Source organism: Nonomuraea mesophila, assembly GCF_004352805.1.
Taxonomy (GTDB): Bacteria; Actinomycetota; Actinomycetes; order Streptosporangiales; family Streptosporangiaceae; genus Nonomuraea; species Nonomuraea longispora.
Map to the genome: position 1 here is coordinate 1 of NZ_SMLD01000219.1, position 13999 is coordinate 13999.

Genomic DNA, 13999 nt, shown 5'->3' on the forward strand with positions numbered 1-13999 from the left:
ACCGCACTCCCTGACCCCGGCCCGTCCCGCCCCGCCGCGGGGTGGGGCGGGACGGGCCGGGGTCAGGGAGTGCGGTGGCGGGAGCCGCGGCCGAGCAGCCAGCCCAGCACGACGCCGCCGGCCGCCACGCCCGCGCCCATGCCGAACGACGCCAGCATCACCCACGGCCGCGTCTCCGTGCGCGCCCTGGCGGGACGCTCGTGGACCGCCCCCACCGGCCGGACGGCACCCGCCGTCCCAGCCCTCGACGCCGTCCCCGTCGCGGCCCCCGTCGCGGGGGCGCCCGGCTCACCTGCGTGGTCCGTGGTGGTATCGGGCGTGAGGAGGTGTTCCTCGACGGCCGAGAAGAACTCGCCCGCCGTCCGCCTGGCCACCGACCCGAGCATGCGCTGCCCGACCCCGCCGATCATCCCGCCGATGACGGCGTCGGCGTCGTAGTCCACGCGGGTCCCGCCGTCGATCTCGGTCAGGCGCACCACGACGGTCGCGTCGACCGTGCCGGGCGCGCCCTGCCCGCGGGCCCTGAGCGTGAAGCTCTCGGGCGCGAGCGGGTCCGTCAGCGCCACTTCTCCCTGGTAGACCCCTCTGATGGACGCGACGCCCGCGTTGACCGTCATCCGGTACGTGTCGTGCCCCGACTCCTCCAGGCGCTCGCACCCCGGAATGGTCCGCACCAGCACCGCCGGATCCTGGAGCGCCGTCCACACCTGGTCCCTCTGAACGCCGATCACGGCGCTGCCACCCACTTTCATGGAGCAACTTTAGGCGGCGGCGACCAGGCCGGATAAGGGCAACACCTGCCAGACGGGAGAAGGACTGTGACCAAGGTCGCACCCCATTGCTCTACAGCTTGTAGTACTACTGCAAGTAGACGTACTACAGCTTGTAGAGCTCACGGGAGTCGACGCAGACGATGGACGCACTTGACCTCGCACGGTGGCAGTTCGGGGTGACCACCGTGTACCACTTCCTGTTCGTGCCGCTGACCATCGGCCTGGGCGTCTTCGTGGCGGCCCTGCAGACGGCCTGGCACCGCACGGGCAAGGAGCACTACCTGCGGCTCACGAAGTTCTTCGGCAAGCTCTTCCTCATCAACTTCGCCATGGGCGTGGTGACCGGCATCGTGCAGGAGTTCCAGTTCGGGATGAACTGGAGTGAATACTCCACGTTCGTCGGCGACGTCTTCGGAGCGCCCCTGGCGATGGAGGCGTTGCTCGCCTTCTTCATGGAGTCGACGTTCCTGGGCTTGTGGATCTTCGGCTGGGACCGGCTGCCGAAGAGGGCGCACCTGGCGTGCATCTGGGCGGCCGCCATCGGGTCCAACGTGTCGGCCTACTTCATCCTCGCCGCCAACGCCTGGATGAAGCACCCGGTCGGCTACGAGGTCGTCGACGGCAAGGCCAGGATGACCGACCTGTGGGCGGTGCTGACCAACTCGACGGCGCTGGCCCAGGTGCCCCACGTGGTCGGGGCGGCGTTCGTCGTGGCGGGCGGCTTCGTGCTGGCGGTGAGCGGATACCTGCTGCTGCGCACGCGCGCCGGCATGTGGCGCAGCGCCGCGCGGGGAGCGCTGATCATGACCGCGATCGCGGGGGCCGTCGTCGCGGGCACGGGCGACATGTCCGCCAAGCTGATGTACGAGCAGCAGCCCATGAAGCTGGCCTCCGCCGAAGGGCTGGAGCGCGACACCGCGGGCGCGGCCTTCAGCGTCGCCCCCGGCGTCGAGATCCCCGCTCTGCTGAGCTTCCTGTCCACCAACGACCCGGGCGCCACCGTCCAGGGCACCGAGGACCTGCAGCGGCGCTTCGAGCAGCAGTTCGGCCCCGGCGACTACCGGCCGAACCAGCCGGTCGTGTTCTGGTCGTTCCGGGTGATGATCGGGTTCGGGATGGCCACGGTGGCCCTGTCGGTGCTCGGCCTCTGGCTGACCCGTGGGAGGCGCGACCTGCCGGGGTGGCTGGCGCGGGCGTTCCTGTGGGCCCTGCCGCTGCCGCTGGCCGCGGTGATCGCCGGCTGGCTGCTCAGCGAGATCGGCCGCCAGCCGTGGACGGTCGCGGGCGAGCTGCTCACCGCCGCCAGCGTGTCGCCCGGCGTGAGCCTGACCGAGGTGGCCACCTCGCTGACCGTCTTCACGCTGCTGTACGGCGCGCTCGCCGTCGCCGAGGTCGTGCTCCTCACCCGGCACGTCCGCGCGGGCGCCGAGGAGGAACAGCGGCCCGCCGCCCCGGCCGAGCAGCTCGAACCGTCGCTGATGTACTGAGGAGCGGACATGATCGATCTGTGGTTCGTCATCATCGCCTTCCTGTGGACCGGCTACTTCGTGCTGGAGGGCTTCGACTTCGGCGTCGGGATGCTGGCGCCGCTCGTCGGGAGGAACGCCGCGGAGCGGCGCCAGAGCCTGGAGACCATCGGCCCGGTGTGGGACGGCAACGAGGTGTGGCTGATCACCGCGGTGGGCGCCATGTTCGCCGCGTTCCCCGCCTGGTACGCGGGCGTGTTCAGCTCCTTCTACCTGCCGGTCACGCTCATCCTCGTCGGGCTGATCGTGCGCGGGGTCGGCCTGGAGTGGCGCGGCAAGGTCGCCTCCCCGCGCTGGTGCGACGTGGGCATCGTGGCGGGCAGCGCGCTGCCGGCGTTCCTGTGGGGCGCCATCTTCGCCGACCTGCTGTTCGGACGCCCGCTCGCCTCCCTGCTCGGAGGCGCGTTCACGCTCGCGGTGTGCGTCCTGCACGGCGCCGTGTTCCTGGCGCTGAAGACCACCGGCCCGGTACGCCGCCGCGCCCGCTCCGCCGCCCTGGCCGCGAGCGCCGTGGCCGTCCCCGTGGCCGTGTTCGCCCTGTCGGGCCTCGGCACGCCGCCCGCGCTGGCCGCCATGGGGGCGCTGGCGGCGGCCACGGCGCTCATCTGGCGCCGCAGGGAGGGCTGGGCGTTCGCGGCCACGGCGGCGGCCATCGTGCTGACCGCGCCGGCCGTCTTCGTGCAGTTGCACGCGCGGCCGCTGCCCGGGCTGACGCTGGCCGAGGCGGCCTCGGGCGCCTACACGCTGACGATGCTGAGCTGGATCGGGCTGATCACGCTGCCGTTCATCCTGGTCTACCAGGGGTGGACGTACTGGGTGTTCAGGAAGCGGGTCCGGGTGGGCGCGGCCTAGCCGCGTCCCCTGCCGTGTGGTCAGCGGGCGCCGCGCCTAGGTAGAGGCGGCCGAGCCGCGGGTCGGCCGCCAGTTCCCGCGCGGGTCCGGAGATGTGCACCCGGCCGAGGTCGAGCACGCATCCGACGTCGGCCATCTCCAGTGCCCTGCGCGCGTTCTGCTCCACCAGCAGCACCGCCACGCCGGCCCCTCGCATGAGGTCGATCTGGTCGAACACGATCTGCGTGTTGCGCGGGTCGAGCCCCATCGACGGCTCGTCCAGCAGCACCACGGCCGGCTCCAGCATGAGTGCGCGGGCGAACTCGACCTGCTTCTGCTGCCCGCCCGACAGCAGCCCGGCCACGCTCCCCCACCGTTCGGCCACGACGGGGAACAGCTCCTTCACGGCTTCCATCCTGGCGTTCAGCACGGCCTGGTCCCGGACGGTGTAGCCGCCGAGCCGCACGTTCTCGGCCACCGTCATCTCGCGGAACACGCTGTGCCCCTGCAGCACGTGGGCCAGCCCGCGGCCGAGCAGCCGCTGCGGCGACAGGCCCGCCACGTCGTCCCCCGCCAGCAGCACCCGGCCCGACCTGGGCGCGAGCAGGCCGCTCGCGACCTTGAGCGCGGTGGACTTGCCGGCGCCGTTGGGCCCGACGAGGCAGACGACCTCGCCGGCGCGCACGGTGACGGTCAGGCCCCGCAGGACCGGCGCCGCCCTGCCGTACCCGGCCACGACGTCCTCCAGGGCGAGCAGGACCTCAGACACCGAGATACGCCTCCAGCACGCGGGGGTCGTCCCTGATCTCGGCGGGCGGCCCGGCCGCTATCGGGGCGCCGCGGTCGAAGACGATCACGTGGTCGCACATGCCCATCACCATGTCCATGTTGTGCTCGACGACGAGGAAGGTACGGCCCTCGGCGTTCAGCTCGCGTACGAGGGTGACGATGCGCTCGATCAGCGCCGGGTTCACGCCGCCCGCGGGCTCGTCGAGCAGCACCAGGTCCGGCTCGGCCATGAGCACGGCGGCCAGTTCGAGCAGCTTCTGCTGTCCGTACGACAGCTCGCGGGCCTCGGCGTGCTCCAGGTGCTCGATGCCCATGCGGCGCAGCCAGTGGCGGGCCCGCTCGGCCTCGCCCTTGTCGTGCAGCCCGGCCAGCAGCTCGCGCAGGCGCGTACGGCGGACGGCGACCAGCATGTTCTCCAGCACGGTCAGGCGCGGGAAGACCCGGCACAGCTGGAAGGTGCGGCCGATGCCCGCGTGCGCGATCCGGTGCGGCGCGTGGCGGGTGAGGTCGCGCCCGCGGTGGAGCACCCGCCCGGAGTCGGGCCTGATCATGCCGGTGACCAGGTTGAAGAACGTGGTCTTGCCCGAGCCGTTGGGCCCGATGAGGCCGTTGATCCGCCCGTCGCGCAGCTCGACGGTCGCGTCGCGCACCGCCGGCACGCCGCCGAACGACTTCGTGAGCCCTTCCGTGCGCAGCGAGGTCACCGGGCCGCTCCTTCCAGCCGCTGCCCGGCGCTCTCCTCCGGGATGGACGGCCCTCGGCCTCTCCTGGGGAGCCTGGACAGGATGCCCTCGGGCATGAACAGCACGACGAGGATCAGCAGCACGCCCGTCGCGGCCAGGTGCACCTGCGTCTCGCCGAGCGCGATCAGGAAATACTCGCCGGCGGGCGCCACGATGAGCGCGCCCAGCAGCGGGCCGTACAGATGCCGGACGCCGCCGAGCAGGCTCATGAGCACCATGTACGAGCCGATGAGGATGGAGAACACGAAGATCGGGTCGAGGCTGCCGAACCAGAGCGCGTAGAGCCCGCCCGCCAGCGCCACGAACAGGGCCGACAGGGCGAAGGCCGCCACCTTGTACGCGGCGGTCGGAACGCCGAGCGACTCGGCCTTGTCCTCGTCCTCCCTGATGGCCCGCAGGCCGGCGCCGAAGCGGGAGCGGGAGACGTACCACCAGGACAGCAGCGCGAGCCCGAGCAGCACGAGGAAGAGGTGGAAGAAGACCATGTGCGTCTCACCGCGGTGCAGGCCGGGGAACGGCGAGGGCACCTGCAGGCCGGTGGAGCCGCCGGTCAGGGAGCGCCAGCCCTGCACGACGAGGTTCATCATCGACACGAGCGCGATCGACACGATCACGAACGAGGCGCCCCGCACCCGTACGGCCGCCACGCCGACACCCACCGCGAACACGGTGACCAGCAGCGCCGAGACCGGCAGGGCCAGCGCCCACGGCACGTCGAGCCGGGTCACGAGCAGCCCGGTGCCGTACGCGCCGAGCCCGAAGAAGGCCGAGTGGCCGAGGGAGACGTAGCCGGTGAATCCGCCCAGGAGGTTCCAGGAGGTGGCCATGGCGGCGTACATGACGGTCAGCGCGCCCGCGTACACCAGGTAGTAGTTGGGCACCAGCCAGGGATAGGCGATCGCCAGGGCGGCGGCCAGCAGCGGGAGCCCTCTAGAAGCGGTGCGCAAGACGGCCTCCGAAGAACCCCTGCGGGCGGGCGAGCAGGGTCAGGAAGAGGAAGACGTAGAACATCATCGTCGCCCAGGTGGCGTCCACGGTGACGAGCACGAGGCCCTCGACGACGCCGAGCAGGACGGCGGCCAGCGCCGCGCCGGCCACGCTGCCGAGCCCGCCGACCACGATGATCGCCATCAGCTTGCCGATCCACACCCAGTGGGAGGCGGGGAAGAACGGCGTGATCAGGGCGAGCACCGTCCCGCCGACGGCGGCCGTGGCCAGGCCGACGCCGAAGCCGTAGCCGGCGACCCGCTCGGTCGGGATCCCGACCAGCCTGGCCGCCTCGCGGTGCTGGATGGTGGCCCGCAGCGCCTGCCCGAACCTGCTCCTGACGAGCACGGCGAAGAGCACGCCGAGGGTGAGCGCGGCGACCGCGAAAGCGATGATCTTGTCGTACGGCAGGTGCACGCCGGCGACGGTCAGCGACCTGGTCGCGTACTCCATGCTGACCGACTTGTAGGAGCCCGAGTAGAACGTGCCGAGCAGCCCCTCGATCGTCAGCGCGAGCCCGAACGTCAGCAGCACCGACATCATCGGCACGTTCTCCGGCGCCAGCCGGGCGACGAGCAGCCGCTGCACCGCCACGCCCAGCAGGAAGAACAGCGGCACGGTCACCGGCAGCGCCAGGAACGGGTCCACCCCGAACACGGTGTGCACGGTGTAGGTCAGGTAGGCGGCCAGGAACAGGAACGCCGGATGGGCCACCATGACGACCCGCATCACGCCGAAGTACAGCGACAGGCCCGAGGAGAGCAGCGCGTACAGCCCGCCCGTCAGCACGCCCAGGGCCAGCCCCTGCAGGAGCAGGCTCACCAGGCCTGCTTCGGATAGACGAGGTCGGCGGTCCCGGCCTGCTCGGGCAGCACGATCTCGATCTTGCCGTCCACGTACTGCTGAATCATGTGGGCCTGCTCGGGCCGGCCCTTGTCGTCGAAGGACAGCGGGCCCACCACGGTGTCGAACGTGCCCTGCCTGATGTGCTCGGTCAGCTTGTCCTGGCACTCCTTGCCCGGGTCGGCGCACCCGGCCGCGGTCACGGCGGCCTCGACGATCTGGCCGACCGTGTAGCCGTTGGCCGCGTCCTCATTGGCCGCGCCGCCGAACATCTCCTTGTACCGCCGGACCATCTCCTCGTTGCCGGTGAACGTCGAGGCGGCCGACCACCCGACGGGTGAGACGATGTGCTCGGCCGCGCCCTTCACCGCGTCGGGAAACTCCGCCAGCGTCGGCCCGGTCGAGAACGCCGCCAGCTTGGGCTGCACCTTCAGCTCCTGCAGCGCGCGCACGAGGCCCACGGAGTCCTCGAACTGCGTGCCGCCGACGACGAGGTCCGGCTTCGCCGCGGCGATCTTGGCGGCGATGGGCGAGAAGTCCGTGGTCTCCGGCGGGTAGACCTCGTCCACGACCGTCTTGATCCCGGCCTCGGCCAGCCTGTCGCGCAGCCCGTACGCGGTGCCCTGGGCGAACGGGTCGTCCAGGCTCGCGTACGCCGCCGTCTTGGGCCGCTGGTCCTCCGGCAGCTTGATGAGGTGGTCGGCCAGGTAGTCGTAGTGGTCGTCGGCGATCGCGGGGGCCGCGTAGAACAGCCGCTTGAACCCCTGCTCGAAAACCTCCTTGGCGGCTCCGGCCGGTTCGACGAACACCATGCCGTACGACTCGGCGACCTTCGCCGCGGGGATCACCAGCCGCGACGAGAACGGCCCGAACACCAGGTCGACCTTGTCCTGCGTGATGAGCGACTCGTAGTCGGAGCTGACCCGGTTGGGGTCGGAGGCGTCGTCGCGGAAGATCAGCTCGACCTTCCTGCCCAGCAGGCCGCCCTTGGCGTTCACCCGGTCCGCCCAGACCTGGTAGCCCTCCTGGATGCCCTTGCCCGGCTCGGAGAAGTCGCCGGTGAGCGGGAGCGAGATGCCGATCCTGACCGGCCCCTGCGGCTGTCCGGGCGACGGGGCGGCGCCGGGTTCGTCGGTCTTCGCACAGGCGGTCAGCGCCAGACCGCACATCGAGATGATCACTAAGCGGCTGATAAGTCGTGCCATCGAGGAGACTCCCGTCAGGAGAGGCGCCGCGAAAGCGCTTTCGTAAGCGCTTTCGGTTACGATTACACGGGATTCAGCCCCGGACAAGGGGGTTCGTCCGCATGGCAGAGCGACCTTCCGTTCCGTCCCCGCCCCGTCTGGTCGACGTGGCCGAAGCCGCGGGGGTGTCGCTGGCGACGGCCTCCCGCGCCATGACGGGCAGCACGGGGGTGAGCGCCGAGGTCGCGGCCCACGTCCAGGCGGTCGCCTCGCGCATCGGCTACGTGCCCAACAGCCATGCGCGGGCGCTGGCCGGCGGGCGGGTGTCCATGGTGGGGCTGATCGTGCACGACGTCGGCGACCCCTATTTCGGGGAGATCGCGAGGGGCGTGCTGCACGAGACGGAGCTGCGCGGTTACCTGGCGCTGATCAGCCAGACCCAGCGCGATCCGCGGGCCGAGCTGGCCAGGATCCGCGCGCTGCGGGCCCACCGGGTGAGGCTGCTCGTGATGGCGGGCTCCGGTTACGTCCAGGCGACCCGAGGCGGCACGGAGGGCGGCGCCGGCATGGCGGCCGAGGTGCGCTCGTTCACCGCCGCGGGCGGCCGGCTCGCCGTGATCGGCCGCCACCACCTGCCCGTGGACGCGGTGCTGCCCGACAACGCCGCCGGCGGCGCGACGCTCATGCGGCACCTGATCGGCCTGGGCCACCGCCGTCTGGGCGTGCTGGGCGGCCCGCCGAACCTCACCACGGTCGAGGACCGCCTGGCCGGGATGCGCACGGCGTTCGGCGCGGCCGGGCTCGACTGGCGTTCCGTCCCCGTCGTGCACGGCGACTTCACCTGGGAGGGCGGCGCGGCGGCCACGGCCAGGCTGATGCGGGCGCACCCCGGCCTGACGGCGGTGGTCGCGCTCAACGACCCGATGGCTGTGGGCGCGCTGTCCTGGCTGCTCAACAGCGGGCGGCGGGTGCCCGAGGAGATCTCGGTGACGGGGTTCGACGACGCGCCGGTGGCGCGTGACGTCTATCCGGCGCTCACCACGATCAGGCTGCCCATGGCGGGCATGGGCAAGCAGGCGCTCGACCTCGTCCTGCGGCCGCCGGCCGGCCGGCCGCGCCGCCGCCGCACCTCGCACGAGCTGGTGGTACGGGCCTCCACAGCCCCGCCGCGCGGGTGAGCGGACCTAGCCGACGACCCGCATCTCCCGGGTCTCCGGGTCCGTCATGTGAACCTCGCCGCCGAGCCGCTCGCTGAGCAGGTCGAGCACCTTGCGGCTGGACAGGACGGTCCACAGGTCGCCCGTGAGGTGCGGGGTGCCCGCGGGGGCGGCGCCCATCCAGGCGTCCTTGCCGGCGCGGGTGGGGAACGTCGTCACGACGAACTCGCCGTCCGGGGTCGTGCAGTGTCCCGAGCGTACGCCGGCGTCGCCGGCCCGCAGGCGCGGCTCGCACCCGACCTTGGCGGACAGTTGCTCGACGGTGAGGGGCGCGGCTCCGGCCCGCGCGCCCGCGGCGAGGTAGCCGCCGCTCCCGTCGCCCGGGGAGCAGCCCGTGACCAGCCCGGCCAGCCCGATGACCGACCCGGCCAGGAGCGCGAGCGCGGCCGGGCGCGGAGGTGTCGTCATGCCCTGGGGTACGCGCTCCGCGTCGCCGCAGTTCGGCACGGTCATGAGGCCGGTCATGAGGCCGGTCATGAGGCCGGTGCGGGCGTCTGCGAGACGCGGTGGTCGGTCAGGTGCAGGTCGCCGTCGAGCCGCTCCTTGAGCGCCTCCAGCACCTCGAGCGGGCCGAGGACGGTCCAGCGGGGTCCGACGAGGTGGGGGTTGTACTCGGGCGCCTGGTCCATCCACGCATCCTTGAGCGCCTCCGTCTTGAACGTGTTGACGAAGAACCTGCCGTCGGAGGTCTTGCAGAACCCGGTGCGCAGGTCGTCTCCTTCGACCTGCATCTTCGGCTTGCAGCCGACCTTGGCGGACAGTTGCTCGACGGTCAGGGGCGCCGCGGGCTGCGGCTTCGCGCCTGCTGCGACGTAGTCGCCCCAGCCCCCTGAGGAGCATCCGGCGACCAGCCCGGCCAACAGCGCGAAAGCGGCCAAGCGTGGAAAAGTCGTCATGTGCGGAGGTACGCACGGCCCGGCGCCCCGGTTCAGCGTAGAACCACGCACCCACCCGCGGTGAGCCGGCGCAGCACCTCGGGCTCGCCGTCGAGCTTGTTCCACCGCAGGTCGAGCTTGTCCAGCGCGGGCAGCCGGTCGGGCAGCGTCCGGAGCCGGTTGTTGCGCAGGTCGAGCTGCCTGAGCCCGGACGGCAACGTGTCCGGCAGCTCGCCCAGTAGGTTGTCGCGCAGGTCGAGCACCCGCAGCTCCTCCAGCCCGGCGACGGCCGCGGGCAGCCGGGTCAGCCGGTTGCCCTGGAGGTGCAGCTCACGCAGCCGGGTCAGCCCGCCGATCGTCTCGGGCAGCGACTCCAGGCGGTTGCCGTAGAGCCGCAGCTCCACCAGCGCGGCCATGCGTCCCAGCGCGTCCGGCAGGCGGGTCAGCCGGTTGTCGGTCAGGTTGAGGTAGGCGAGCCGGTCGAGCCGGCCGATCGCCGCGGGCACCTCGGTCAACAGGTTGTCGCTCAGGTAGAGGTAGTCGGTGAGCGCCAGGTCGCCGAGCTCGGGCGGGACGGAGGTGAGCCGGTTGTGCCCGAGGTCGAGCATGCGCAGCCTGGTCAGCCCGCCCACGTCCGGCGGCACCTCGGTCAGCGCGTTCTCGGCCAGGTTGAGCGACTCGAGCCGGGTCAGCCGCCACACCGAGGCGGGCACGCCGGTCAGCCCGTTCGCGCCCGCCGACAGGTGCCGCAGGCCCTCGCCGATGCGGTCGGGCAGCGTGCGGACGCGGTTGCCGTACAGGAAGAGCGACTCCAGGCTCGGCGGGCAGGCAGGGACGGCCGTCAGCGCGTTGCCGTCCAGGTGCAGCGCGCGCAGGGCGCTCAAGCCCGACAGGTCGGGCAGGGCGCGCAGGCGGTTGCCGTCGAGTCTGAGCTCCTCCAGCGCGGCGAGCCCGGCCACCCGGCCGGGCACCTCGGTGATCGCGTTCCAGGCCAGGTCGATCAGGCGCACGTCGTCAGGGACGTCGGGGAACGAGGTCAGCCCCGCCCCGGGGGCGCGCAGCTCCGGCCTCATTCCGGGGCGGCGTGACGTTCGCGCAGCTCGAAGAGCTCCGACGGGGAGATGGGCATGCGGTCGATCTCGATGCCCTCGGCGTCCTCCAGTGCCGAGGCGATGACCGCGGAGACGGGGATCACGCCGGCCTCGCCCGCGCCCTTGATGCCGAGGGGGTTCAGCGGCGAGGGCGTCTCCAGGTGGGCGGTCTCGACGTGCGGGATCTCGGTGGCGTACGGCATCAGGAAATCCATGAAGGAGGCGTTCACGAGCTGGCCGTGGGCGTCGTACACCATGCGCTCGTAGAGCGCGCCGCCGATGCCCTGCGCCACTCCCCCGTGGATCTGCCCCTCGACGATCATGGGGTTGACCAGCCGCCCGCAGTCGTGCACGACGGCGTAGCGCACCACCTTGATCTCGGCGGTGTCGGGGTCGGTCTCGACGACGGCGGCGTGCATGCCCGACGCGAACGTGGACCTGATCGGCGAGTAGTAGTCGCGCCCCTCCAGGCCCGGCTCCTCCCCTTCGGCGACCGGCGGCCGGTCGGAGGAGGCCGCGCCGGAGAACTGGGTCGCCTTGGCCGCCTCGTCGTCGAAGGCGTAGCGCAGCGGGTTGGCCAGCACGGCCACCGTGGACAGCGGGATCGACGCCGACGGCGCCCCCGCCACGTGCACCAGCCCGTCCTCGATCGCCAGGTCCGCCGGGTCGGCCTCCAGCGCGTCGGCGGCGATGCGCAGCGCCTTCTCGCGGACCTTCCTGCACGCCAGCGCGATCGCGTTGCCGCTCATGACGGCCGCCCGGGAGGCGAACGTACCGACCGCGTAACCGAACCTGCGCGTGTCGCCGGTGACCACGCTGACCCGCTCGATGGGCACGCCCAGCTCGGTGGCGGCGATCTGGGCGAACACCGTCTCGTGCCCCTGCCCCTGCGAGGTGAGCCCGGTGGAGACGTGCACCCGGCCGTCGGAGGTGACCTGCACGTGCCCGCCCTCGTAGGGGCCCACGCCGGTGCCCTCGACGTAACAGCCGACGCCGATGCCGCGGCCGGGACGCCTCTCGTGCTCGTCCCAGCCGATCAGCTCCTTGATCATGCGGAGCATCTCGGGATAGTCGCCGCTGTCGTAGATCAGCGGGCGCCCGTCCTGGAAGGTCATGTGCTGGTCGTACGGGAACTCGTCCGGCCCGATCAAGTTGACCGCCCGCACCTCCGTGCGGTCCTTGCCCAGCTGCCGGGCGATCTTGTCCATCGTCCGCTCCATGCAGAACACGGCCTGCGGCCTGCCCGCCCCCCTGTAGGGGGTGACCTGCACGGTGTTGGTGTAGACGGAGGTGAACTCGACGCGGTAGGCGCCGATCTTGTACGGCCCCAGCAGCTGGGTGGAGGTCACGATCGGCACGATGATGCCGTAGGGCGTGTAGGCGCCGTGGTCGTGCCGGATCGTCACGTCGAGCCCGAGGACGCGGCCGTCGTCGTCGAAGCCGACGCGTACGTGCTGGATCTGGGCACGTTCGTGGGCGGAGGAGATGAAGTGTTCCCTGCGGTCCTCCGTCCACTTGACCTCGCGCCCCAGCGTCATGGCGGCCCACGGCACCAGGATCTCCTCGGGCCACGGGTGCACGATCTTGACGCCGAAGCCGCCGCCCACGTCGGGCGCGATCACCTCGACCTGCGGCAGCGGCAGGCCGAGCGTGGCGGCGACGGCCATGCGGACGCTGGTGGAGGTCTGGGTGCTGGAGTAGACGCGCAGGTCCCTGCCGTCCCAGCGGGCGTACACGCCGCGGCCCTCCAGGGGCGTACTGGCGCTGCGTTCGATGTCGAGGCGGAAGGCGAGGGTGTGCGGCGCGGCCTCGATCGCCTCGCCGGCGCCGCGCCCGTCGGCCGCCGCGACCTCCTGCACGAGGTGGGCCCCGACGTTGCCCGGCACGTCCTCGTGCACGAGCGCGGCCCCCTGCACGGCCTCCTCCAGGCCGACGACCGGCTTGAGCTGCTCGTAGCCGACCTCGATGAGCGCGCAGGCGTCCTCGGCGGCGTACCTGTCGCTCGCCACGACCATGACGACCGGCTCGCCGACGTGCCTGACGACGTCACGGGCCAGCGGGTAGGCGGTGCGGCCGTGGGTGAGCGCCGGGTGCGGGATCAGCAGCGGGAGCGCCCTGCCCACCCGCTCGGGCAGGTCCTCCCAGGTGTAGATCGCCATGAGCCCCGGCACGTCGAGGGCGGATGTCACGTCGATGTCGCGGATGCGGGCGTGGGCGTGCGGCGAGCGGACGAAGGCGGCGGCGAGCGCGTCGCGCCCGAGGTCGTCGAGATAGCGCCCCTGCCCGGTGAGCAGCCTGGGGTCCTCGCGCCGCTGCACGGGCTCGCCGAACAACCTCGTCGTCATCTCTCCTCCGCCAGCAGCTCGGCGGCCCGGTGCACGGCCTTGACGATGTTCTGGTAGCCGGTGCAGCGGCACAGGTTGCCCGCGATGCCCTCGACGATCTCGTCGTCCGACGGCGCCGGGTTGTCCCTCAGGAACGCGGTGACCGTGCACAGGAACCCGGGCGTGCAGAACCCGCACTGCAGCCCGTGGCACTCCGCGAACGCCCGCTGCACCGGCGACAGCGTGTCCGTGGCCTCCCCTTCGTGGAGGCGGCTCGGTCGCTCAGTTCCCTCGCGGGCCAGGCCTTCGACGGTGGTGATCTCCTGTCCGTCCACGGTGACCGCGAACGTCAGGCACGACCGTACGGGCCGGCCGTCGAGCAGCACCGTGCAGCAGCCGCAGACGCCGTGCTCGCAGCCCACGTGGGTGCCGGTCAGGCCCAGGTCGTGGCGCAGGCAGTCGGACAGCAGCCGCCGGGCGGGCACCTGCACCCGTCTGGTGGCGCCGTTCACGACGAGCGTGATCTCATGCTCCACGGGCGGCCGTCCCTTCCCTCGCCGCGTTCCGCAGCGCCCGCTCGGCGAGCACGCCCACCAGGTGCCGCCGGTAGGCGGCCGAGGCGTGCACGTCGCTCTCGGGCTCGGTCTCCTCCTGTACGGCCCGCGCCGCCGCCGACAACTGCTCGGGCCTGATGACGAAGCCGAGGTTCGTCACGGCCTGGGAGGCGCTCTCGACGGTGGCCCCGACGACGCCCGCGGGGGAGTTCATCGCGAAGTAGAGGCCGGGGGTCAGCACGCAGGCGGCCGTGATGGCCAT

At 72.0% G+C, this 13999-nt stretch carries 15 protein-coding genes; 3 read left to right on the forward strand and 12 right to left on the reverse strand.

Annotated features, from left to right (window positions below; all coding sequences use genetic code 11):
- Window positions 1-62: 62 nt before the first annotated feature.
- A complete protein-coding gene (locus tag E1295_RS43175; RefSeq protein ID WP_132640354.1) occupies window positions 63-752 on the reverse strand; it encodes an SRPBCC family protein in 690 nt (229 codons plus the stop codon).
- A gap of 161 nt (window positions 753-913) precedes the next feature.
- Between E1295_RS43175 and E1295_RS43180 the strand changes: the two genes are divergently transcribed.
- Complete coding sequence (locus tag E1295_RS43180; RefSeq protein ID WP_132640356.1) at window positions 914-2260, forward strand: cytochrome ubiquinol oxidase subunit I; 1347 nt, start codon at window positions 914-916, stop codon at window positions 2258-2260.
- A 9-nt stretch (window positions 2261-2269) separates the two neighbouring features.
- The gene (gene cydB, locus E1295_RS43185) at window positions 2270-3151 is read left to right on the forward strand and encodes a cytochrome d ubiquinol oxidase subunit II (protein WP_132640358.1); all 882 of its coding nucleotides are present in this window, start codon (window positions 2270-2272) and stop codon (window positions 3149-3151) included.
- Here the strand turns inward: cydB and E1295_RS43190 are convergent.
- Genes E1295_RS43190 through E1295_RS43210 form a run of 5 tightly spaced genes read right to left on the reverse strand, consistent with a single transcriptional unit; the run spans window position 3120 to window position 7697 of the window.
- Window positions 3120-3899, reverse strand: coding sequence for an ABC transporter ATP-binding protein (locus E1295_RS43190; RefSeq protein WP_132640360.1), 780 nt, complete (start codon window positions 3897-3899; stop codon window positions 3120-3122). The genes cydB and E1295_RS43190 overlap by 32 nt on opposite strands.
- On the reverse strand, window positions 3892-4623 hold the full coding sequence (locus E1295_RS43195; RefSeq protein ID WP_132640362.1) for an ABC transporter ATP-binding protein: 732 nt from the start codon (window positions 4621-4623) through the stop codon (window positions 3892-3894). Before E1295_RS43195 ends, E1295_RS43190 begins: the two co-directional genes overlap by 8 nt.
- A complete protein-coding gene (locus E1295_RS43200; RefSeq protein ID WP_220449179.1) occupies window positions 4620-5609 on the reverse strand; it encodes a branched-chain amino acid ABC transporter permease in 990 nt (329 codons plus the stop codon). The genes E1295_RS43195 and E1295_RS43200 overlap by 4 nt, the downstream gene beginning before the upstream one ends.
- A complete protein-coding gene (locus E1295_RS43205) occupies window positions 5593-6471 on the reverse strand; it encodes a branched-chain amino acid ABC transporter permease (RefSeq protein ID WP_220449180.1) in 879 nt (292 codons plus the stop codon). Before E1295_RS43205 ends, E1295_RS43200 begins: the two co-directional genes overlap by 17 nt.
- Complete coding sequence (locus E1295_RS43210) at window positions 6468-7697, reverse strand: amino acid ABC transporter substrate-binding protein (protein ID WP_220449181.1); 1230 nt, start codon at window positions 7695-7697, stop codon at window positions 6468-6470. Before E1295_RS43210 ends, E1295_RS43205 begins: the two co-directional genes overlap by 4 nt.
- Window positions 7698-7798: 101 nt before the next feature.
- Between E1295_RS43210 and E1295_RS43215 the strand changes: the two genes are divergently transcribed.
- Window positions 7799-8854, forward strand: coding sequence for a LacI family DNA-binding transcriptional regulator (locus E1295_RS43215; RefSeq protein ID WP_132640364.1), 1056 nt, complete (start codon window positions 7799-7801; stop codon window positions 8852-8854).
- Window positions 8855-8860: 6 nt separating this feature from the next.
- Here E1295_RS43215 and E1295_RS43220 read toward each other — a convergent pair whose 3' ends face one another.
- The 6 genes from E1295_RS43220 to E1295_RS51560 all read right to left on the reverse strand — a co-directional run.
- Window positions 8861-9358 carry a hypothetical protein gene (locus tag E1295_RS43220; protein WP_246081084.1) on the reverse strand — a complete coding sequence of 166 codons (498 nt, stop codon included), beginning with the start codon at window positions 9356-9358 and terminating at the stop codon, window positions 8861-8863.
- Between the two features lie 8 nt (window positions 9359-9366).
- Entirely contained in the window at window positions 9367-9771 is a 405-nt protein-coding gene (locus E1295_RS43225; protein ID WP_246081086.1) for a hypothetical protein, read from the reverse strand.
- A 50-nt stretch (window positions 9772-9821) separates the two neighbouring features.
- A complete protein-coding gene (locus E1295_RS43230; protein WP_132640368.1) occupies window positions 9822-10841 on the reverse strand; it encodes a leucine-rich repeat domain-containing protein in 1020 nt (339 codons plus the stop codon).
- The gene (gene cutA / locus E1295_RS43235) at window positions 10838-13204 is read right to left on the reverse strand and encodes an aerobic carbon-monoxide dehydrogenase large subunit (RefSeq protein WP_132640370.1); all 2367 of its coding nucleotides are present in this window, start codon (window positions 13202-13204) and stop codon (window positions 10838-10840) included. Before cutA ends, E1295_RS43230 begins: the two co-directional genes overlap by 4 nt.
- Window positions 13201-13719 (reverse strand): (2Fe-2S)-binding protein, encoded by a 519-nt coding sequence (locus E1295_RS43240; protein ID WP_132640372.1) that lies wholly within the window; start codon window positions 13717-13719, stop codon window positions 13201-13203. Before E1295_RS43240 ends, cutA begins: the two co-directional genes overlap by 4 nt.
- On the reverse strand, window positions 13709-13999 hold a 291-nt coding region (locus E1295_RS51560; protein ID WP_132640374.1), incomplete at its 5' end, for a carbon starvation CstA family protein. The genes E1295_RS43240 and E1295_RS51560, both read right to left, overlap by 11 nt.